The following is a 19,191-nucleotide window of genomic DNA, read 5'->3' as shown; positions in this document are numbered from 1 at the left end:
ATCGGTGCATGACCCACGCTTTATGGAATTTCTCCCTACCCACTCGGGCACACGTAAGAGGGGCCCCCGCCCAAGCTTGGGCGGGGGCCCCTCTTACATCGAGTCTTACGTCGAGTCTGCGCGGCCGACGGCTACCAGCGGTACCAGCGCCCGCTTCCTCCCTTGGGACGGGCGATGAACCCGACCAGCCAGACAACCAGCACGATGACCGCGATCCACCACAGGGCCTTCAGTGCGAAACCCGCGCCGAAGAGGATCAGAGCCAGCAGAAGAACGAGAAGCAGGGGAACCATAGTTATCAACCTCCGAGCCATCAGATGCCCCGCCGCAGCAGGGCTACACGGTCCCCACAGGGCTGTTTATAAGATTCTTAACCGGGCAATCTTTTTCGTCTTTCCGCTGGTGGACTGCATTGGGTGCCGATGTGAGCGGCAGCGCTGTGCGAAGTCCTGGCGGGATATGCGCTCCCGCGTGTTTGCCGGGGAGTATCCGGGACAGCCGACTCCCTGAGTGAAACCCCCTATCGTGGCAAGAGGAGTTGAGTGCCGTGGCAGGCGACGAGAAGGCGCAGTCCAAGGTCGAGCAGGCCAAGGGCAACGTCAAGGAGAAGGCCGGCAGTGCGGTCGGCAACGAGCGCCTGGAGGCCGAAGGCCACGCCGAGCAGGCCAAGGGCGACGCCCGCGAAGCCAAGGAGAAGGTGAAGGACGTCCTCAAGGACTGACCGACACCGCTCCATGGATGCACCCCGTGGCCGGGGTCGTACCAGACGGTACGACCCCGGCCACAGGCATGCGGAACGGTCCGCCCCCGACGTCACTCGCGCAGTGTCCGGAAGCCTCGCCTCGTGGGCCCGCCAGTCGAATCCGTTGGCCCAATAGCCGGCCGGCTCATGAAGGCAGGCCGACGGGATCCCGCGATCCCACTCCGATTCGGCGCCGGGTACCGGATACCTGCGGGACCTGGATCCGGAAAGAGCTGATGTCGGCACACACGGTCACGAATCAATGGCCACCACAAACGAATAAGGCCCCGGTCGCGGGGACCAGGGCCTTCGTTATGGAGCGAGTGACGGGAATCGAACCCGCGCTCTAAGCTTGGGAAGCTTATGTTCTACCATTAAACTACACTCGCACGATCGTTCCCCATGGGGGAGCGGTCGTTGCTCACTCTACCCCATGCCCGGCCCTCGGTGGATTCGCCGAGGGCCGTCGCGCTGTCCGGGGCCCGGATCCCCGTGTGGGTGCCGGGAGTTGGGGCGTACGGTGGAGGGCGTGCGCGGGGTCGGAGTGCCGCGTGTGATGCCGTCCCGTTCATCCCCTAATGTGGTGTTTTCTCCGTCCACGCTTGTTGGGGAAGGGACTTGAGCGACTTGATGGACTCGCTGGAGCGCACCGTCGTCCGTTGCGCCGAGGGGCATGTCTTCACCACGGATTCGTTTCCGATGCAGCAGCTCGGCACCGAGCGGATCGGGCCCGGCCGGCTGATCCGGTGTCCGAGGTGTGCGCGTTTGCGGCATGCCGTGCCGGTGGCGGCCGGGCCGAGGTAGGGCCCGGCCGGTAACGGCGGTGGAGTACAGGCGCGCGGGGCCGTCCGATTGGGGCGGGGCCGCGCGCCTTGCGTATCCTCGGTGCGTGCTTCTCTCAGACAAGGACATCCGGGCCGAGATCGACTCCGGGCGGGTACGGATCGATCCCTACGACGAATCCATGGTGCAGCCGTCCAGCATCGACGTGCGCCTCGACCGCTTCTTCCGGGTGTTCGAGAACCACCGCTACCCGCACATCGACCCCGCCGTCGAGCAGGCGGACCTCACCCGGCTCGTCGAGCCGGAGGGGGACGAGGCGTTCATCCTGCACCCCGGGGAGTTCGTGCTCGCCTCGACGTACGAGGTCATCACCCTCCCCGACGACCTCGCCAGCCGCCTGGAGGGCAAGAGCTCGCTCGGGCGCCTCGGGCTCGTCACGCACTCCACCGCCGGGTTCATCGACCCCGGGTTCTCCGGTCACGTGACCCTCGAGCTCTCCAACGTCGCCACACTGCCGATCAAGCTGTGGCCGGGGATGAAGATCGGGCAGCTGTGTCTGTTCCGGCTGACGTCGTCCGCCGAGGAGCCCTACGGGTCCCAGCGGTACGGCTCGCGTTACCAAGGCCAGCGTGGGCCCACCGCCTCGCGGTCCTTCCTCAATTTCCATCGGACCCAGGTGTGAGCATGAACGACCGGAACGACCTGCGCGAGAACCTCACCTACGAGAAGTTCGGCGGAGCCATCCGCGACCTCGCGCAGACCATCGCCGACGACGGCTACGAGCCCGACATCGTGGTCTCCATCGCGCGCGGCGGCGTCTTCGTCGCCGGTGGGCTCGCCTACGCCCTCGACTGCAAGAACATCCACCTGGTGAACGTCGAGTTCTACACCGGTGTGGGCACCACCCTCGAAATGCCGGTCATGCTGGCCCCGGTGCCCAACGCCATCGACTTCTCCGGCAAGAAGGTGCTGATCACGGACGACGTGGCCGACACCGGCAAGACCCTGAAGCTGGTCTACGACTTCTGCCTCGACCACGTCGCCGAGGTCCGCAGCGCCGTCATCTACGAGAAGTCCCACTCCCTCGTGAAGTGCGAGTACGTGTGGAAGCGTACGGACGAGTGGATCAACTTCCCCTGGTCCGTCGAGCCGCCCGTCGTGCGGCGCGAGGGCCAGGTGCTCGACGCCTGATCCGCGCCGCGAGAACGTCGAAGGGCCCCGCCGGGTCGCCACCCGGCGGGGCCCTTCCGCGTGTCCACCGCTAGATCGTGCCCAGCTTGATCAGGGAGAGCAGGGCGACCAGCTGGATCGCGGAGGCGCCGAGCGCCTTCGGCCAGGGCAGGTCGTGGGACTTGCTCACCATCGACGTGAACAGGGCGCCGGCCGCGAGCCAGGTCGCCCAGCCCAGGATCTGCACCACGCCGTTGTCGCCGCCCAGGAACAGGGCGAGCAGCAGGCGCGGGGCGTCCGTCAGGGACATGATCAGCATCGAGAGGCCGACCGTGGGCTGCCACGCGCCGTCGCCGCCGAGCTGGCGGGCCATCGTGTGGGTCACCGCGCCGAGGATCAGACCGCCGATCACGAAGACGACGCCGGTGGTGAGGACCACCGGGACCGCCTTGGAAAGCGTGGTGCTGATGACGTCCTCGCGGGCCTGGTCGAAGCCGAAGATCGCCAGCATTCCGTAGAGGAACGTGATGATCAGCGCCGGGCCCCACACCGGGTAGTCCCGCATCTGCCAGAAGGTCGGGCCCGGCCGCGTCACGATGCCGGACAGGAGCTCCTTCCACGGCAGCCGGGGGCCGCTCGGCGGGGCCGGGGCCGCGCCCGCGCGGTAGGTCGCGCCGTCGCCGTACGGGTCCTCGCCGACGCTGAACGCCTGGGTGTGGCCCGGGTTGTTCGCGTACGGATCCTGGGCGGGGGCGTAGCCCTGCGGCTGGCCCTGGCCCTGGTAGTACGGGTCGCCGAAGTACTCCGGCTCGTCCTGCTGCGGGTAGGGCTGCCGGTACTGCGGCTGCCCGTTCCCGTACTGCGGCGGCTGTCCCTGCCCGTAACCCTGCGGTCGCTGCTGTGCGTGCCCCTGCCCATGCCCGTACTGCGGCTGCTGCGGGTCGTCCGGCCACTGCTGTGCCGGTGCCTGCTGCTGCCCTTGCTGTTGCGGTTGCCGCGGGGGGCGGTTGTTGTCCCGGCCGCCGCGTCCCATCCTGAATCCAGCCACGAATCGAACGTACCTGTTCCGCGAGGGCCCCAACCGGGGGGCGGCGGGAACCGGACGCCTTTGCGGCTGAGCTGTGACATCCCCTAGGGGCTCGGGGAATCCTGGGCGTTTTGGTTGAATCCCGCCCGATTTACACGGCTGCGCCCGAAGCTGGCGATAGCCGTTACATTGCCTACGCATGACCCAAACACGGCACTCGTAACTTTGTCGATGTCACCGCCACAAAGGCCAACAGACACGACATAACAGGCAAGCTTCACGCTTCTACGTTGCGAGGAAGATCACCCATGCGCGCCACCCGCCGTACCATCCGCACCGCCGCCATCGCCACGGGCGCCATCGCCGCCCTCGCCCTCCCGGCCGGTGCCGCCTTCGCCGACTCGCCCGCCGCCCCGTCCCCGTCCGACGCGCAGACCCAGCCGCACGGTCAGCCGGGCGACGAGACCCCCAAGCCCGACGTGCTGCCGGGCAAGGACGACGGGTCGAAGACGGACGACGGGTCGAAGAAGGGCGACGCCAGGAAGGACGACGCCGGCAAGGGGGACGAGAAGGACGACGCCCAGAAGGACGTCCGGTCCTTCGTGAAGTCCGTCAAGCTCGCCGACGGCTCCGTCGCCAAGGTCTACAAGCTCGGCCAGAACCACTACGAGGCCGAGATCTGGGCCAACGGCAGCAAGCTCGACACCCTCGTCGCCAAGGGCGCATCGGCCGTCGGGCAGAACAACGGTCTGCACGTCGTGCTGGACCCGGACGGCACGTTCAGCTCCTGGGTCGATGGCGGCAAGAAGAAGGACGAGAAGAAGGACGACAAGCGGGACGAGCGCAAGAAGGACGAGCGGAAGCAGGACGACAGGAAGTCCGACGTCGTCTCCGCCGTGAAGATGACGATGCCCGACGGCCGGATCGCCAAGCTGATCAAGACCGGCAACGGCCCGCGCGTCGAGATCTCCATGCCGAACGGCTCGTTCCTCGGCGCGATCGACCTGAAGAACCCGTCGGCACTCAACGACGGCTGGACGTACAAGATCGTCAACGCCGGCAAGGGTGTCTACAAGTTCGTCGTCATCGACGGCAAGAACGGCGGAAACAGCTGGGTCTACGACTTCGGCGGCAAGCTGATCGAGAAGTACACCGTCCAGAAGGACGACAAGAAGACGCGGCCGCACCACGACCCGAAGACCGCGGACCGGACGGCGGCCGGCGTCGTCCCGAAGGGCGGCGTCAAGGCCGGTGCCGAGGGCGTCTCCAACGGGTCGTCCGACCAGACCCCGATGCTCGCCGCCGGTGGCGGCCTGGCCGCCGCGGGTGCCGCGGGCCTCGGCTTCGCGATGCTGCGCCGCCGCGGCGACCAGGGCTGATCCGCCCCGGGCACAACGGAAAGCGGCCGGCTCCGCCCTCGGGCAGAACCGGCCGCTCCCGTGTGCGTACCGACAGGTGGGGCTACTTGACCGGCTCGGGCTCCGGGGCGCTCTCCGCCTCGGCGGCGCCCGCCGGGTCGGCCGGGGTCTTCACCGAGTCGAGGAGCAGCTGAGCCACGTCCACGACCTGGAGCGTCTCCTTGGCCTTGACGCCCGTGGCGGAGCCGCTTTCGGATGCGGCCTTCTTGCCGTTGACCGAGTCGGTCAGCATGACCAGGCAGAACGGGCAGGCGGTGGAGACGATGTCCGGGTTGAGGGACAGGGCCTCGTCCACGCGCTCGTTGTTGATGCGCTTGCCGATCCGCTCCTCCATCCACATGCGCGCACCACCGGCGCCGCAGCAGAAGCCGCGCTCCTTGTGGCGGTGCATCTCCTGCTGGCGCAGGCCCGGGACGGCCGACATGATCTCGCGCGGGGGCGTGTAGACCTTGTTGTGGCGGCCCAGGTAGCAGGGGTCGTGGTAGGTGATCAGACCGTCCACCGGGGTGACCGGGACCAGCTTGCCCTCGTCGATGAGGTGCTGGAGCAGCTGCGTGTGGTGGATGACCTCGAACTCGCCGCCCAGCTGCGGGTACTCGTTCGCGATCGTGTTGAAGCAGTGCGGGCAGGTCGCGACGATCTTCTTCGCGGACTTCGGCTTCTTCGTCGACTCGTCTTCTTCGTCCTCGCCGTACGCCATGTTCAGCATGGCCACGTTCTCCTGGCCGAGCTGCTGGAACAGCGGCTCGTTGCCGAGGCGGCGGGCCGAGTCACCGGTGCACTTCTCGTCGCCGCCCATGATCGCGAACTTGACGCCCGCCATGTGCAGGAGCTCAGCGAAGGCCTTGGTGGTCTTCTTGGCCCGGTCCTCCAGGGCGCCCGCGCAGCCGACCCAGTACAGGTAGTCGACCTCGGTGAGGTCCTCGATGTCCTTGCCGACGATCGGGACCTCGAAGTCGACCTCCTTGGTCCACTCGACGCGCTGCTTCTTGGCGAGCCCCCAGGGGTTGCCCTTCTTCTCCAGGTTCTTGAGCATCGTGCCCGCCTCGGACGGGAACGCGGACTCGATCATCACCTGGTAGCGGCGCATGTCGACGATGTGGTCGATGTGCTCGATGTCGACCGGGCACTGCTCGACGCAGGCGCCGCAGGTGGTGCAGGACCACAGGACGTCCGGGTCGATGACGCCGTTCTCTTCGAGGGTGCCGATCAGGGGGCGCTCGGCCTCGGCGAGGGCGGCCGCCGGGACGTTCGCCAGCTGCTCCTCGGTCGCCTTCTCGTTGCCTTCCATGTCCTTGCCGCCGCCGGCCAGCAGGTACGGGGCCTTGGCGTGCGCGTGGTCGCGCAGGGACATGATCAGGAGCTTGGGCGAGAGCGGCTTGCCCGTGTTCCAGGCGGGGCACTGCGACTGGCAGCGGCCGCACTCGGTGCAGGTGGAGAAGTCGAGGATGCCCTTCCAGGAGAAGTGCTCGATCTGCGAGACGCCGTAGACGTCGTCCTCGCCCGGGTCCTCGAAGTCGACGAGCTCGCCGTTCGAGGCCATCGGCTGGAGCGCGCCGAGCGCGACGCCGCCCTCGGACTCGCGCTTGAAGAAGATGTTGGGGAAGGCCAGGAAGCGGTGCCAGGCCACGCCCATGTCGGTCTTGAGCGCGACGGTGATCATCCAGATGAAGGACGTCGCGATCTTCAGGCCGGCGAAGAAGTACGTGAGGTTCTGCAGCGTGGAGAGGTCCATGCCGCGGAACCAGGCGACCACCGGGTACGAGACGAAGAACGAGGCCTCGTAGCCGTCCACGTGGTGCTGGGCGCCTTCGAGCGCGTGCAGCGTGAAGATGCAGATGCCGACGATGAGGATGACGGCCTCGACGAAGTACGCCTGGCCGGTGTTCGAGCCCGCGAACCGGGACTTGCGGCCCGGCCGTCCCGGCCGGTTCAGCTGCCGGATGACGATGAGCGTCAGGATGCCGAGCGTCGTCATCGTCCCGAGGAACTCGACGAACACGTTGTACGGCGGCCATTCGCCGATGACCGGCAGGATCCAGTCGGCCTTGAAGAGCTGGCCGATCGCGTTGACGATCGTCAGGAGCAGCGAGAAGAAGCCCACGGCCACGAACCAGTGTGCGAAGCCGACGATGCCCCACTTGTTCATGCGCGTGTGGCCGAGGAACTCCTTAGCCACGGTGATCGTGCGCTGCGTGGGATCGTTCGTGCGGGTGCCTGCCGGGACGTTCTGGCCGAGCCGCACGAAGCGGTAGATCTGCACGACGGCACGGCCGAACAGCGCTACGCCGACCGCGATTAGGACCAGCGACACGATGATCGCGGCGAGTTGCATGAGGGGGCTCCTCGGGCCTGCGAGGTGGGGTACGGGGGACGGGCTCGAACGGATTACTAAGCAGTAACTTATCCAGTCCACCTGAGCGTACCCACTTCTATGGCCGCACTGTAGCCGCGCAGGCGGTGATCTGTGTCGCTCAGCGTGCCCTTGGTCGGCGCCGGATATCCATCGTGTTATTCACCACATATGGGGACATAACAAACTAACTTGTTGTCGGCCACGACGATCGAACCGAATGGGCGTCCCCATGCCAGCTCCCGCCACGTACCTCGTCACCGGTGGTGCCGGATTCATCGGCTCGCACCTGGCCGATGCGCTGCTCGGCCAGGGCCACACCGTGCTCGTGCTCGACGACCTGTCCACCGGCGCCCGCGCCAACCTCGCCGCCGCCTGGTCCGATCCGCGGCTGCGCTTCGTGCGTGGCTCGGTCCTCGACGAGCGCCTGGCCGACGAACTCGTGGCGCGCTGCGACACCGTGGTCCACCTCGCGCCCGTCACCGGCGCCATCGGCGCGACCGCCCTGCGCCACGGCGCCCGGCTCCTGACCGCGGCGGCGGACGGCCGCGGCGAGTCGGCCTCGGGCGCCACCGTCGTACGCCACGGCGACACCGTCGGGCCGCGCCAGTCGCCCGTGCACGCCACCCTGCTCACCCGGCTGGTGCGCCGCGCGGTCGCCGGTGAGCCGCTCGCGGTGCACGGCGACGGGGCCCGCACCTGCCGCTTCCTCGACGTCGCCGACGCGGTCGAGGCGCTGCTCGCGCTGCTGGCCCACCCGGGCGCCGCCGGCGCCGAGTTCGACATCGCGGCCGACGAGGAGATCGCCGTCCTGGACCTCGCCGCACGCACCCTGGACCGCAGCGGCTCCGCCTCGCTCGTGCGGCACTTCCCGTACGTCGTCGACCGCGTCCCGCACGGCATCCACGCCAAGGCCGCGGCCCGGCCCCTCGACGCGACGCGGCTGCGCGAACTGACCGGCTGGCGGCCCGCCCGCGGCCTCGACGAGATCCTCGACGCGGCCATCGCCCGGGCCCGCGGCGAAGCCCCCGTCGTCCTGCCCGGCCTCCGAGCGCCCGCCGCTTCGCCGGCCGGGCAGCACCTCGGCTGAGGGGCGGCCGACATGCTGCACGGGCTCACGGCCGCGACGGCGGCCCTCGTACTGACCGCACTCCTCGCCGCCCTGGTCCGCACCCTGATGCTGCGGTTCGGCCGCAAGAGCGGCGACACCACCCCGCACCTCGGCGGCATCGCCGTCGCGCTCGCCACGCTCGGCGTGGCCTGCGCGGGGCCGCTGCTCGGCGTCGCCGAACTCGGCCCGGGCGTCGCCCCGTTGCTCGCCGCGGCCGGGGCGGTCGCGCTGCTCGGCCTGCTCGGCGACCTGCGGCCGCTGGGCCTCAGGGTCCGTCTCGTGGCGGAGGCGGCCGCCGCCACCGTCGTCGTCACGCTGGCCGGGCTCTCGCCGGGGGCGGGCGCGCTCGCGGTCCTGTGGATCGTGTTCGTCACCCACGCCTTCCAGCTCCTGGACAACTCCGACGGCGCGATGGGCGCGGTCGCCGCGGTCACCGCGCTCGGCCTCGCGGTGTGCGCCATCGCCGAGGGCCGCCCCGGACACGGGCTGCTCCTGAGCGTGCTCGCCGCCGCCCTCACCGGCTTCCTGCTGCACAACTGGCACCCGGCCCGCATCCATCTCGGCGACTGCGGCTCGCTGTTCACCGGCTTCCTGCTCGCCTCGTCCGCGGTCACCGTGCACACCGGGGCGCCGGGCGCGCGCACCACCGCCGAACTCTTCGCGCTCACCCTCCTGGTGCTGACCGACACCGTGCTCGTCCTGGTCTCACGCCGCCGCGCGGGCCGCCCGCTGCTGCGCGGCGGCGGCGACCACATCGCCCACCGGCTGCGGAAGCTCGGCCTCACCACGCAGGGCTCGGCCGTCGTGCTCGGCGTCGCGTCGCTCGCCGCCACGCTCGTCGGGCTCCAGATCCACGACGGGCGCATCGACCCGGTGGTGGCGCTGCCGCTCGCGCTGCTCGTGCCGGCCGCGGTCGTGCCGCTGCTCCGGGTCCCGGTGTACGGGCCCGCCTCGCGCCGCCGCACCCCCCGCGCCCGCGCCCCGCAGACCGCGAGCACCCCCGTCGACCTGGCCCGGGGCCGGGGCTGAGCCCCGCCGCGAGCCGTCCGTCCCGCCAGCAACCCGCCATCCGCGGCAACCCGCCTCCAGCAGGGAGCAGCACGCCCGTGACGACCACCCTCCCGCGCCGCCTGCACCAGGCGCTGCGCCGCCTCGGCCTCGACGTCGTCCGCCACCGCCCCGGCGGCCACGCACTGGTCCGGCTGCTCGCCCGGTACGAGATCGACCTGGTCCTCGACGTCGGCGCGCACCGGGGCGACTTCGCCGCCCGGCTGCGCGAGGCCGGCTACCGGGGCCGCATCGTCTCCTTCGAGCCGCTGCGCCAGCCCCGCGCCGAACTGCGCCACCGAGCGGCCCTCGACGACAGCTGGAGCGTGCTGCCGTACGCGCTCGGCGACCGCTCCGGCACCGCCACCCTCACCATCTCCGGCGACTTCGGCCCCGCGAGCTCCCTGCTCAGGATGCTGCCCCGGCACCGCGCGGCCGCCCCGCGCGCCGCGTCCACCGGCGACGTGATCGTCGAGACGCGGCGCCTCGACGAGCTGTGGGAGCAGGTCACCGCGCCCGGCGAGCGGGTCTTCGTCAAGCTAGACGTGCAGGGGTACGAGGCCCAAGTCCTGGACGGGGCAGGGCAGTTCGCGGACGAGATCTGCGGGGTGCGGATCGGGGCGCCGCTCGTGCCGCTCTTCGAGGGCGGCGAGCTCTTCGACGATCTCCTCGCGCGGGCCCGGGACGGGCTCGGCCTGACCCTGATGTCGATCGAGCCCGGCTTCACCGATCCCCGCGACGGGCGGCTGCTCCAGTGCGACCTGGTGCTGCTGCGCGAGGACGGGCCCGTACCCGGCGAGCAGGTGCCCGCGCAGGTCGCGGCGGTGGTGTGAGAGCGTCGTCCGGGGCGTGGTGAGACGTACTCCAACGTGGCGCGATCACGTCTGGACACCACGCCTGAGCTGCGCTTATGTCTTCTGTTGCGGATAAGCGCAGGATAAAACTTGAGTCGGCTGCACTCAGCTCTGTTGACGCGGCGGGGACGGTCATGCATCCTTGAGCCAGATCCACTCAAGTAGTCAGTTGGAGGAATCGAAATGGCACGTGCGGTCGGCATCGACCTGGGCACGACTAACTCCGTCGTCAGCGTTCTTGAAGGCGGCGAGCCCACCGTCATCACCAACGCAGAGGGCGCCAGGACCACGCCGTCCGTCGTCGCCTTCGCGAAGAACGGCGAGGTGCTGGTCGGCGAGGTCGCCAAGCGCCAGGCGGTCACCAACGTCGACAGGACCATCCGGTCGGTCAAGCGCCACATGGGCACCGACTGGAAGATCGAGCTCGACGGCAAGAGCTTCAACCCGCAGCAGATGAGCGCCTTCATCCTGCAGAAGCTGAAGCGCGACGCGGAGGCCTACCTCGGCGAGAAGGTCACCGACGCGGTCATCACCGTGCCGGCGTACTTCAACGACTCCGAGCGCCAGGCGACGAAGGAGGCCGGCGAGATCGCGGGCCTCAACGTCCTGCGCATCGTCAACGAGCCGACGGCCGCCGCTCTCGCCTACGGCCTCGACAAGGACGACCAGACGATCCTCGTCTTCGACCTCGGTGGCGGCACCTTCGACGTGTCCCTCCTGGAGATCGGCGACGGCGTCGTCGAGGTGAAGGCCACCAACGGTGACAACCACCTCGGTGGTGACGACTGGGACCAGCGCGTCGTCGACTACCTGGTGAAGCAGTTCCAGTCCGGTCACGGCGTGGACCTGTCCAAGGACAAGATGGCCCTCCAGCGCCTCCGCGAGGCCGCCGAGAAGGCCAAGATCGAGCTGTCCTCGTCCACCGAGACCTCGATCAACCTGCCCTACATCACGGCGTCCGCCGAGGGCCCGCTGCACCTGGACGAGAAGCTCACGCGCGCCCAGTTCCAGCAGCTGACGTCCGACCTCCTGGAGCGCTGCAAGACGCCGTTCCACAACGTCATCAAGGACGCGGGCATCAACCTGTCCGAGATCGACCACGTCGTTCTCGTCGGCGGTTCCACCCGCATGCCGGCCGTCGCCGAGCTCGTCAAGGAGCTGACCGGCGGCAACGAGGCCAACAAGGGCGTCAACCCGGACGAGGTCGTCGCCATCGGCGCCGCCCTCCAGGCCGGTGTCCTCAAGGGCGAGGTCAAGGACGTCCTGCTCCTCGACGTCACCCCGCTGTCCCTCGGCATCGAGACCAAGGGAGGGATCATGACCAAGCTCATCGAGCGCAACACCACGATCCCGACCAAGCGGTCCGAGATCTTCACGACGGCCGAGGACAACCAGCCGTCCGTGCAGATCCAGGTCTACCAGGGCGAGCGCGAGATCGCGGCGTACAACAAGAAGCTCGGGATGTTCGAGCTGACCGGTCTGCCGCCGGCCCCGCGCGGTGTCCCGCAGATCGAGGTCGCCTTCGACATCGACGCCAACGGCATCATGCACGTGACCGCGAAGGACCTCGGCACGGGCAAGGAGCAGAAGATGACCGTCACCGGCGGCTCCTCGCTGCCGAAGGACGAGGTCAACCGCATGCGTGAGGAGGCCGAGCAGTACGCGGAGGAGGACCACCGCCGCCGCGAGGCCGCCGAGAGCCGCAACCAGGGCGAGCAGCTCGTCTACCAGACCGAGAAGTTCCTCAAGGACAACGAGGACAAGGTCCCGGGCGAGGTCAAGACCGAGGTCGAGGCCGCCGTCGCCGAGCTGAAGGAAAAGCTCAAGGGCGAGGACTCGGCCGAGATCCGCACCGCCACCGAGAAGGTCGCCGCCGTCTCGCAGAAGCTGGGCCAGGCCATGTACGCCGACGCCCAGGCCGCTCAGGGCGCCGCCGGTGCCGGTGAGGGCGCCGAGCAGGCCCACCCGGCCGGTGACGACGACGTGGTCGACGCCGAGATCGTCGACGACGAGAAGCCGAAGGGCGGCGCCGCCTGATGACGGAGGAGACCCCGGGCTTCGAGGAGAAGCCCGACGTCCCCTCCGGCGCATCGGAAGACGCCGAGCCGAAGGCCGCCGACTCCTCCGAGGAGGAGAAGGCGGCCCCGGCCGGGGACGCGGCCAAGGACATCGCCCTGCAGGCCCAGCTGGACCAGGCCCAGACGGCGCTCACCGAGCGCACCACGGACCTCCAGCGCCTCCAGGCCGAGTATCAGAACTACCGCCGTCGCGTGGAGCGGGACCGCGTCACGGTCAAGGAGATCGCCGTCGCCGGCCTCCTGACCGAGCTGCTGCCCACGCTCGACGACATCGGCAGGGCCCGTGAACACGGCGAACTGACCGGCGGCTTCAAGTCGGTGGCCGAGTCTCTCGAGACGGTCGCCGCCAAGATGGGCCTCCAGCAGTTCGGCAAGGAGGGCGAGCCCTTCGACCCGATGGTCCACGAGGCCCTGATGCACAGCTACGCGCCGGACGTCACCGAGACGACCTGCGTGGCGATCCTGCAGCCGGGCTACCGGATCGGCGAGCGTACGATCCGCCCCGCGCGGGTCGCGGTGGCCGAGCCCCAGCCGGGCGCGGCGGCCAAGGAAGAGAAGACGAGCGACGAGGAGAGCGGTGGCCCCGACAAGGGCTGACGCAGCGGTCATGAAAGCCGTGATCGTCCGGGAGGAGGGACGTCGATGAACACGAAGGACTTCGTCGAGAAGGACTACTACAAGGTTCTCGGCGTCCCCAAGGACGCCACGGACGCCGAGATCAAGAAGGCGTACCGCAAGCTCGCGCGCGAGAACCACCCCGACGCCAACAAGGGCGACACCAAGGCGGAGGAGCGCTTCAAGGAGATCTCCGAGGCCAACGACATCCTCGGTGACCCCAAGAAGCGCAAGGAGTACGACGAGGCGCGCGCCCTGTTCGGCAACGGCGGCTTCCGGGCCGGTCCGGGTGCCGGCGGGGGCAGCTTCAACTTCGACCTGGGCGACCTGTTCGGCGGGCAGCAGCCTGGCGGCCAGGGCGCGGGCGCCGGCGGCTTCGGCGGCGGGCTCGGCGACGTGTTCGGCGGCCTGTTCAACCGGGGCGGCGCGGGCACGGGTCAGCGCACCCAGCCGCGCCGGGGCCAGGACCTGGAGTCCGAGGTGACGCTCAGCTTCACCGAGGCGGTCGACGGGGCCACGGTCCCGATCCGGCTGTCCAGCCAGGCCCCCTGCAAGGCCTGTTCGGGCACCGGCGACAAGAACGGCACGCCCCGCGTGTGCCCGACCTGTGTCGGCACCGGCCAGGTCTCGCGCGGCTCGGGCGGCGGCTTCTCGCTGACCGACCCGTGCGTGGACTGCAAGGGCCGCGGCCTGATCGCCGAGAACCCCTGCGACGTCTGCAAGGGCAGCGGCCGGGCGCGCTCCTCGCGCACCATGCAGGTCCGCATCCCGGCCGGCGTCAGCAACAACCAGCGCATCCGCCTGCGCGGCAAGGGCGCGCCGGGCGAACGGGGCGGCCCCGCAGGCGACTTGTACGTCGTGGTGCACGTCGACGCGCACCCGGTGTTCGGCCGCAAGGACGACAACCTCACGGTCACGGTCCCGGTCACCTTCACGGAGGCGGCCCTCGGCGCCGAGGTCAAGGTGCCCACGCTCAGCGGTCCGCCGGTCACCCTGAAACTGCCCGCGGGCACCCCCAACGGCCGTACGATGCGGGCCCGCGGCAAGGGCGCGGTCCGCAAGGACGGCACCCGGGGCGACCTGCTCGTCACGGTCGAGGTGACCGTGCCGAAGGAGCTGGACGACAAGGCCCGCGAGGCCTTGGAGACCTACCGCGAGGCGACCGCGGGCGAGGACCCGCGGGCAGAACTGTTCCAGGCCGCGAAGGGAGCATGACATGGATCCCCGCCAGCGCCGGCAGCCCCAATTCGGCGGCCGCGCGTACGAGTTGAACGACGAGACGCCGGTGTACGTCATCTCGGTGGCGGCCCAGCTCTCCGGTCTGCATCCGCAGACCCTGCGGCAGTACGACCGCCTCGGCCTGGTCTCGCCCGACCGCACGGCCGGGCGCGGCCGGCGCTACTCGGCCCGCGACATCGAACTGCTGCGTACCGTGCAGGAGTTGTCGCAGACCGAGGGCATCAACCTGGCGGGCATCAAGCGCATCATCGAGCTGGAGAACCAGGTGGCGGCGCTCCAGGCCCGGGTCGCGGAGCTGTCCTCCGCGGTCGAGGGCGCGGCCGTCGCCATGCAGCAGCGCGAGGCCCAGGTGCACGCCTCCTACCGGCGGGACCTGGTCCCGTACCAGGACGTCCAGCAGGCCAGCGCGCTGGTCGTCTGGCGGCCCAAGAGGGCGTCGGAGTAGCCCTGTTGGGTCCCGCTCCTCCCAGCGCCTCACAGGCCCGCCGTCCCGTTCCGGGGCGGCGGGCCTTTCGTGTTGCCGTGCCGCCGTGAACCGGCAACCCGATGGGGATAGGGTCATCGATCTCGGTCGCAGGGAGGCGGGGGAGAGCATGTCTGAGCAGGTGGCGCATCCGCATGGCGCGGACCGGCTGTGCCCGCCCGCGGAACGGGCGTACGCGGACGCGCTGCGGGCCGGGCGCATCGCGCGCCAGGACGCGCGCGAGGCCACCTGCCTGATCGACCTGGGCCTGCTGCACCCCGACCCGGCCGCCCTCGACTGGCTGCTTCCCACCTCGCCGCAGGCGGTGATGGCCCGGCTGCTGCGCGGCGTCCACGAGGACATCGCGGCGAGCCAGGCCCGAACGGGCGTGGTGGCGGCGGCATTCGAGCGCTTCGCCGCCCTCGACGCACCGGCGTCGGCCGGCGGCGAGGCCATCCGGGTCCTGGACGGCATCCCCCGCATCAACGCGGCCATCGACGACGCGATAGCCGGCTGCACCACCGAGTCGCTCACCATCCAGCCGCGCGGCATCCGGCCCGAGCACATCCTGTCGCAGGCGCTGCCCCGCGCCGTGGACATGCTGGACCGGGGGGTGCGCATCCGCACCCTCTACACGCACGTGGCCCGCTACGGCCCCGGACTCGGCGACTATCTGCACCAGTTGGAGGGCCGGGCGGTGGAGGTCCGCACCCTGGACGAGGTCACCGACCGCCTGCTGCTCTTCGACCGTACGGTCGCGATCATCCCGGCCGCCGCGGACGACACCAGCGCGCTGGAACTGCGCCACCCGGCGCTCGTCGAGTACCTCGCGACCGTCTTCGAGCGGCTGTGGCGGCTCGCGGTGCCGCTGAGCGACGCGGTGCCCGCGGCGACCGGCATCGCGGGGATCACGCACCGGGAGCGGGTCATCGCGGCGCTGCTCGCGGAGGGCCACCAGGACGCGGTCGTCGCCCAGCGGCTGGGCATCAGTGTGCGCACCTGCCGCCACCACATCAGCCGCCTCGCCGAGGCGCTGGGCAGCAGCAGCCGCACCCAACTCGGCGTCCGCATCGCCCAGTCGGGCCTCGACGCGCACCCCCGCTGATCCACTGGTACAGCCGTCATGCGGACATGTCGGCCTTTATTCCGCCTCCAGTTGATGCAGTGCAGCAACATGATGGTGGTGGCCGAGCGGCTCCCGATGCATCGTGGTGGGCAGTATGAACAGCTCGACTCACGGGGACGCGGGGCCGGACGGCGGCGTGGTGGACGCCGCGGCCGTGGCCCTGCTCGTGCGCGGCATCCACGACGCCCTCGCCGATACGCGCCGCCGCGCGGGCGCGGTGGCCGACGCCTTCGAGCGGTACGCCTCGATCGCCACGGGCGCCCCCCGGCCCGGCCCGGCGGTCCGCGTGCTCGACGGCTTCGACGCGATCGACGGGGCCATCGCCGCGGCTTCCGCCGCCTGCGCCACCGAGATGCTGACCGTGCAGCCCGACGGGATCCGCTCGCCGAGCATCCTGGCGCACGCCTCGACGCGGGACCCGGCGCTGGTGGCCCGGGGCGCCCGGATGCGCACCCTGTACACCCACGTGGCCCGGTACGGGCCGGCCCTCGGCGGCTATCTGGAGCGGCTCGGCGACGGCGCCGAGGTGCGCACCCTGGACGAGGTCATCGACCGGATGATGGTCTTCGACCGCACGGTGGCGTTCCTGCCCGCCAACCCGGAGCGCACCAGCGCCCTCGAACTGCGCCAGCCCGCGCTCGTCGGGCATCTGGTGACCTACTTCGAGTGCCTGTGGAACCGGGCGGTCCCGCTGTCCGAGCCCGTCCCTGCGGCGACCGGCATCGCGGGGATCACGCACCGGGAGCGGGTCATCGCGGCGCTGCTCGCGGAGGGCCACCAGGACGCGGTCGTCGCCCAGCGGCTGGGCATCAGTGTGCGCACCTGCCGCCACCACATCGGCCGCCTCGCCGAGGCGCTGGGCAGCAGCAGCCGCGCCCAGCTCGGCGTGCGCATCGCCCGGGCCGGTCTCGGCGGCCCGGCGTGAGCGCCTCAGGCGTCCTGGTCCAGGATGCCGGACTGGGCGATGAGGAAGCCGAGCTGGGCCCGGCTGCCGCTGCCGAGGGCCGCGGCGAGCTTGGCGATGTGCGCGCGGCAGGTGCGGACGTTCATGCCGAGCCGGCGCGCTATGGCCTCGTCGACATGGCCCTCCACCAGGAGCTTGGCGATGGAGCGCTGGACGCCGGTGATACCGGTCGTCTCCAGGTGGTAGGGCACCTCGTCGTCCCAGGGGACGGCGTACTGCCAGAACTGGTCGAAGACGCCGACCAGGTACTGCACGAGGCCCTCGTGCCGCAGTTCCAGGGCGACTTGGCGGTCGCTGCGCGCGGGGATGAAGGCGACCTTGCGGTCCATGATGATGAGCCGGTCGATGATCTCTTCCAGGGTGCGCACCTCCAGACCGTACGGAGCGATCCGTTCCACGTAGCCGATGGTGGCGCTGTGGTGGCGGGCGGTGTGCTGGTAGAGGGTGCGCATCTGGACGCCGCGGGCGACCAGCGGTTCGATGCGGCGCAGCGCCGCCTCGAAGGTCTCGGGCCGGCGGCCGCTGCCGGGCTGGATGACGAGCAGTTCCTCGCTGCACTCGTCGATCACGCGGTCGAGCGTCGCGTTGATCAGTTCCAGGCCTTCGAGGACCGTGATCGCGTGGGTGCCGCTCAGCGAGGGCGTCGCGATCGACATGAACGGCTCGAAGGTGTTGGCGAGGGCGACGGAGAGCTTGCGGCGCTCCTGGATCTCGCGTTCCAGCGGCTGGGTCAGCAGGTTGAGCACCACGGTGGGCGGAACCGGCCGCAGCAGCTGGGCGTCGTCGGGATCGGGGCGCAGCAGGGTCAGATCGACCAGACATGGGGCGGAATCGGCCTCTGAGCGGGTAATCCCGCCGGTACGCAGGGCAAGGGCGTACAGCGCCGCTCCTGTCTCGCACAGATCAATTGGGCCGTGATCGTGTCCTATATGCCCCTGTTTCAACCTAGTTGCACCCCCCTCATCCTTTTGAATTACAGGAACATGATGCCTGGCTGCGCTGGTGCAAGTGGTCGGAGTGGGCCATCGTCGTATCCGCGGGGGGAGGTAATGATCAAAAGAGGTGGAGATCGGCCATGAGCAGGATGGTTCGAGCACTAAGCACGACAGCCGTTGTGGCGGCTGCTCTCTGCGCTCTCTCGGCGCCTGGGGACATCTCTTGGGAGACCCACCCCGCGAAGTCCGGAGTCACGACCGCCTCGGACATCAGCTGGGAGATCGCACCCAAGGGCGCGGCCATCAACGGAGACATCTCCTGGGAGTCCGCTCCTGCGGGTGCTGTCGCATGAGCTTCCCGCCCGATGACCGCACCTTCCGGCGCGAAATGGCCACGGCCTACCGCTCGGGGTGGCATTTCATCGACCTCGCCACAGCAGTTCCGTTCCGTGGCGATTCGTTGATGGTCACCCTGCTCGGTGAGCCGATCCTGATCGCCCGTGAGGACGACGAAGACGTACGTGCCTACCGTTGCCTGCGCCGGCCGCGCGGGGCACCGCAGCCCATTCGCTGTGTGGTCCGGTACGGCATGGTCTTCGTGAATCTCGACCAACGTGACCACCAGCTTTTCGAGTCGGAGACACAGCCCGATTCATCCACCGCCACCCCCCGCAGTGCCTGACGCGATCCCCCGTCGTTGTACATCGCGCAGGTGCTTCCCCCACACAGCGGCGCCATCGTGGACCTGAACACGGTGGCGCCGCTGTGCTGCCCGAGAACGTCCGGCTCCCGGCGCGGTCTCAGACGTTGCCCATCGCCCGGGTCAGCCTGATCTCGATCAGCACCCGCTGCGGGTTCTCCCTCGGGACGCGCTGATAGCGCTCGGTGTAGCGCGCCTCCGCGTCCGCGATCAGCTCGGGCTCGGTGCGCACGAACGCACGCCCTTCGAGGGTCGCCCAGCGCCTGCCCTCCAGCTGGCAGAGCGCGACCCGCGCGCCCTTCGGGTCCGCCTCGGCGGCCGCCCGGATGTTGGCCACTTTTCGGCTGCCCCCGCCGGTGATGATCCGGGCCAGACCCGCCTCCGGGTCGTAGGTCGCCCCCACCGGCACCACGTGCGGCGAGCCGTCCGGCCGCGACGTCGTCAAGGTGCAGATGTGGCGCTCGCGCCAGAAGCTGAGATAGGCGCTGTCGGGCCTGTGTACGTCATGAGCCATGGCCCAGAAACCTAGCGCAGCCCACCCTGCCCGCATTCCTTTCTCCACCTTG

Annotated in this window: 19 protein-coding genes, 1 tRNA gene and 1 pseudogene; 14 read left to right on the top strand and 7 right to left on the bottom strand. The window is 69.9% G+C overall.

The features are described 5' to 3' along the window. Nucleotides 1-131: 131 nt before the first annotated feature. Complete coding sequence (locus tag ACFYZA_RS18300) at nt 132-293, bottom strand: hydrophobic protein (protein WP_161252934.1); 162 nt, start codon at nt 291-293, stop codon at nt 132-134. A 254-nt stretch (nt 294-547) separates the two neighbouring features. Here ACFYZA_RS18300 and ACFYZA_RS18295 point away from each other — a divergent pair, with 254 nt between their 5' ends. Next, complete coding sequence (locus tag ACFYZA_RS18295; RefSeq protein WP_388491490.1) at nt 548-721, top strand: CsbD family protein; 174 nt, start codon at nt 548-550, stop codon at nt 719-721. Nucleotides 722-883: 162 nt separating this feature from the next. Here ACFYZA_RS18295 and ACFYZA_RS18290 read toward each other — a convergent pair. Both ACFYZA_RS18290 and ACFYZA_RS18285 read right to left on the bottom strand, forming a co-directional pair. Continuing rightward, a pseudogene (locus ACFYZA_RS18290) lies at nt 884-988 on the bottom strand (hypothetical protein); the annotation flags it as partial. A 69-nt stretch (nt 989-1,057) separates the two neighbouring features. Then, nucleotides 1,058-1,131 (bottom strand) — tRNA-Gly (locus ACFYZA_RS18285). Between the two features lie 500 nt (nt 1,132-1,631). Between ACFYZA_RS18285 and dcd the strand changes: the two genes are divergently transcribed. Further along, a complete protein-coding gene (gene dcd / locus ACFYZA_RS18280) occupies nt 1,632-2,207 on the top strand; it encodes a dCTP deaminase (RefSeq protein WP_382599938.1) in 576 nt (191 codons plus the stop codon). 2 nt (nt 2,208-2,209) lie between these two features. Beyond that, a complete protein-coding gene (locus ACFYZA_RS18275; RefSeq protein WP_382599940.1) occupies nt 2,210-2,716 on the top strand; it encodes a phosphoribosyltransferase in 507 nt (168 codons plus the stop codon). A gap of 70 nt (nt 2,717-2,786) precedes the next feature. On the opposite strand, the gene ACFYZA_RS18270 is transcribed toward ACFYZA_RS18275, so the two are convergent. Beyond that, nucleotides 2,787-3,743 (bottom strand): YIP1 family protein, encoded by a 957-nt coding sequence (locus ACFYZA_RS18270; protein ID WP_382599942.1) that lies wholly within the window; start codon nt 3,741-3,743, stop codon nt 2,787-2,789. 287 nt (nt 3,744-4,030) lie between these two features. Between ACFYZA_RS18270 and ACFYZA_RS18265 the strand changes: the two genes are divergently transcribed. Next, nucleotides 4,031-5,101, top strand: a complete 1,071-nt coding sequence (locus ACFYZA_RS18265; protein WP_388491486.1) for a hypothetical protein — start codon at nt 4,031-4,033, stop codon at nt 5,099-5,101. Nucleotides 5,102-5,183: 82 nt separating this feature from the next. Here the strand turns inward: ACFYZA_RS18265 and ACFYZA_RS18260 are convergent, their stop codons facing one another. Then, nucleotides 5,184-7,475 carry a (Fe-S)-binding protein gene (locus ACFYZA_RS18260; protein WP_388491483.1) on the bottom strand — a complete coding sequence of 764 codons (2,292 nt, stop codon included), beginning with the start codon at nt 7,473-7,475 and terminating at the stop codon, nt 5,184-5,186. A gap of 250 nt (nt 7,476-7,725) precedes the next feature. Here ACFYZA_RS18260 and ACFYZA_RS18255 point away from each other — a divergent pair, with 250 nt between their 5' ends. The 9 genes from ACFYZA_RS18255 (at nt 7,726) to ACFYZA_RS18215 (ending at nt 16,951) form a co-directional block, all read left to right on the top strand. Then, on the top strand, nt 7,726-8,583 hold the full coding sequence (locus tag ACFYZA_RS18255; protein ID WP_388491480.1) for an NAD-dependent epimerase/dehydratase family protein: 858 nt from the start codon (nt 7,726-7,728) through the stop codon (nt 8,581-8,583). 12 nt (nt 8,584-8,595) lie between these two features. Continuing rightward, nucleotides 8,596-9,633 (top strand): MraY family glycosyltransferase, encoded by a 1,038-nt coding sequence (locus tag ACFYZA_RS18250; RefSeq protein ID WP_382599950.1) that lies wholly within the window; start codon nt 8,596-8,598, stop codon nt 9,631-9,633. A 77-nt stretch (nt 9,634-9,710) separates the two neighbouring features. Further along, a complete protein-coding gene (locus tag ACFYZA_RS18245) occupies nt 9,711-10,484 on the top strand; it encodes an FkbM family methyltransferase (RefSeq protein WP_382599952.1) in 774 nt (257 codons plus the stop codon). Between the two features lie 204 nt (nt 10,485-10,688). Continuing rightward, nucleotides 10,689-12,542 carry a molecular chaperone DnaK gene (dnaK, locus tag ACFYZA_RS18240; protein WP_267058851.1) on the top strand — a complete coding sequence of 618 codons (1,854 nt, stop codon included), beginning with the start codon at nt 10,689-10,691 and terminating at the stop codon, nt 12,540-12,542. Then, on the top strand, nt 12,542-13,180 hold the full coding sequence (gene grpE / locus ACFYZA_RS18235) for a nucleotide exchange factor GrpE (RefSeq protein WP_382599955.1): 639 nt from the start codon (nt 12,542-12,544) through the stop codon (nt 13,178-13,180). The genes dnaK and grpE overlap by 1 nt, the downstream gene beginning before the upstream one ends. A 45-nt stretch (nt 13,181-13,225) precedes the next feature. Beyond that, complete coding sequence (dnaJ, locus tag ACFYZA_RS18230; RefSeq protein ID WP_382599957.1) at nt 13,226-14,413, top strand: molecular chaperone DnaJ; 1,188 nt, start codon at nt 13,226-13,228, stop codon at nt 14,411-14,413. A gap of 1 nt (nt 14,414) precedes the next feature. After that, complete coding sequence (locus ACFYZA_RS18225) at nt 14,415-14,882, top strand: heat shock protein transcriptional repressor HspR (protein ID WP_382599959.1); 468 nt, start codon at nt 14,415-14,417, stop codon at nt 14,880-14,882. Nucleotides 14,883-15,030: 148 nt separating this feature from the next. Beyond that, entirely contained in the window at nt 15,031-16,005 is a 975-nt protein-coding gene (locus ACFYZA_RS18220) for a LuxR C-terminal-related transcriptional regulator (RefSeq protein WP_382599961.1), read from the top strand. 115 nt (nt 16,006-16,120) lie between these two features. Continuing rightward, nucleotides 16,121-16,951 carry a LuxR C-terminal-related transcriptional regulator gene (locus tag ACFYZA_RS18215; protein WP_382599963.1) on the top strand — a complete coding sequence of 277 codons (831 nt, stop codon included), beginning with the start codon at nt 16,121-16,123 and terminating at the stop codon, nt 16,949-16,951. A gap of 5 nt (nt 16,952-16,956) precedes the next feature. Here the strand turns inward: ACFYZA_RS18215 and ACFYZA_RS18210 are convergent, their stop codons facing one another. Then, a complete protein-coding gene (locus ACFYZA_RS18210; RefSeq protein ID WP_382599965.1) occupies nt 16,957-17,934 on the bottom strand; it encodes a helix-turn-helix transcriptional regulator in 978 nt (325 codons plus the stop codon). Between the two features lie 340 nt (nt 17,935-18,274). Here ACFYZA_RS18210 and ACFYZA_RS18205 point away from each other — a divergent pair, with 340 nt between their 5' ends. Beyond that, nucleotides 18,275-18,607, top strand: coding sequence for a (2Fe-2S)-binding protein (locus ACFYZA_RS18205; protein ID WP_100573747.1), 333 nt, complete (start codon nt 18,275-18,277; stop codon nt 18,605-18,607). A gap of 118 nt (nt 18,608-18,725) precedes the next feature. Here ACFYZA_RS18205 and ACFYZA_RS18200 read toward each other — a convergent pair whose 3' ends face one another. After that, nucleotides 18,726-19,139, bottom strand: coding sequence for a pyridoxamine 5'-phosphate oxidase family protein (locus ACFYZA_RS18200; RefSeq protein ID WP_382599967.1), 414 nt, complete (start codon nt 19,137-19,139; stop codon nt 18,726-18,728). Between the last annotated feature and the right edge of the window lie 52 nt (nt 19,140-19,191).

The sequence above is a fragment of the Streptomyces sp. NPDC001828 genome (assembly GCF_042892175.1).
Taxonomy (GTDB): Bacteria; Actinomycetota; Actinomycetes; order Streptomycetales; family Streptomycetaceae; genus Streptomyces.
This window is presented reverse-complemented; position numbering and strand designations above follow the sequence as displayed.

Excerpts from the sequence above, each read along its gene's own strand:
- ACFYZA_RS18300 (WP_161252934.1), bottom strand. The coding sequence starts at position 293 with ATGGTTCCCCTGCTTCTCGTTCTTCTGCTGGCTCTGATCCTCTTCGGC.
- ACFYZA_RS18275 (WP_382599940.1), top strand. The coding sequence starts at position 2,210 with ATGAACGACCGGAACGACCTGCGCGAGAACCTCACCTACGAGAAGTTC.
- ACFYZA_RS18265 (WP_388491486.1), top strand. The coding sequence starts at position 4,031 with ATGCGCGCCACCCGCCGTACCATCCGCACCGCCGCCATCGCCACGGGC.
- ACFYZA_RS18260 (WP_388491483.1), bottom strand. The coding sequence starts at position 7,475 with ATGCAACTCGCCGCGATCATCGTGTCGCTGGTCCTAATCGCGGTCGGC.
- ACFYZA_RS18255 (WP_388491480.1), top strand. The coding sequence starts at position 7,726 with ATGCCAGCTCCCGCCACGTACCTCGTCACCGGTGGTGCCGGATTCATC.
- ACFYZA_RS18250 (WP_382599950.1), top strand. The coding sequence starts at position 8,596 with ATGCTGCACGGGCTCACGGCCGCGACGGCGGCCCTCGTACTGACCGCA.
- dnaK (WP_267058851.1), top strand. The coding sequence starts at position 10,689 with ATGGCACGTGCGGTCGGCATCGACCTGGGCACGACTAACTCCGTCGTC.
- grpE (WP_382599955.1), top strand. The coding sequence starts at position 12,542 with ATGACGGAGGAGACCCCGGGCTTCGAGGAGAAGCCCGACGTCCCCTCC.
- dnaJ (WP_382599957.1), top strand. The coding sequence starts at position 13,226 with ATGAACACGAAGGACTTCGTCGAGAAGGACTACTACAAGGTTCTCGGC.
- ACFYZA_RS18225 (WP_382599959.1), top strand. The coding sequence starts at position 14,415 with ATGGATCCCCGCCAGCGCCGGCAGCCCCAATTCGGCGGCCGCGCGTAC.
- ACFYZA_RS18220 (WP_382599961.1), top strand. The coding sequence starts at position 15,031 with ATGTCTGAGCAGGTGGCGCATCCGCATGGCGCGGACCGGCTGTGCCCG.
- ACFYZA_RS18215 (WP_382599963.1), top strand. The coding sequence starts at position 16,121 with ATGAACAGCTCGACTCACGGGGACGCGGGGCCGGACGGCGGCGTGGTG.
- ACFYZA_RS18205 (WP_100573747.1), top strand. The coding sequence starts at position 18,275 with ATGAGCTTCCCGCCCGATGACCGCACCTTCCGGCGCGAAATGGCCACG.
- ACFYZA_RS18200 (WP_382599967.1), bottom strand. The coding sequence starts at position 19,139 with ATGGCTCATGACGTACACAGGCCCGACAGCGCCTATCTCAGCTTCTGG.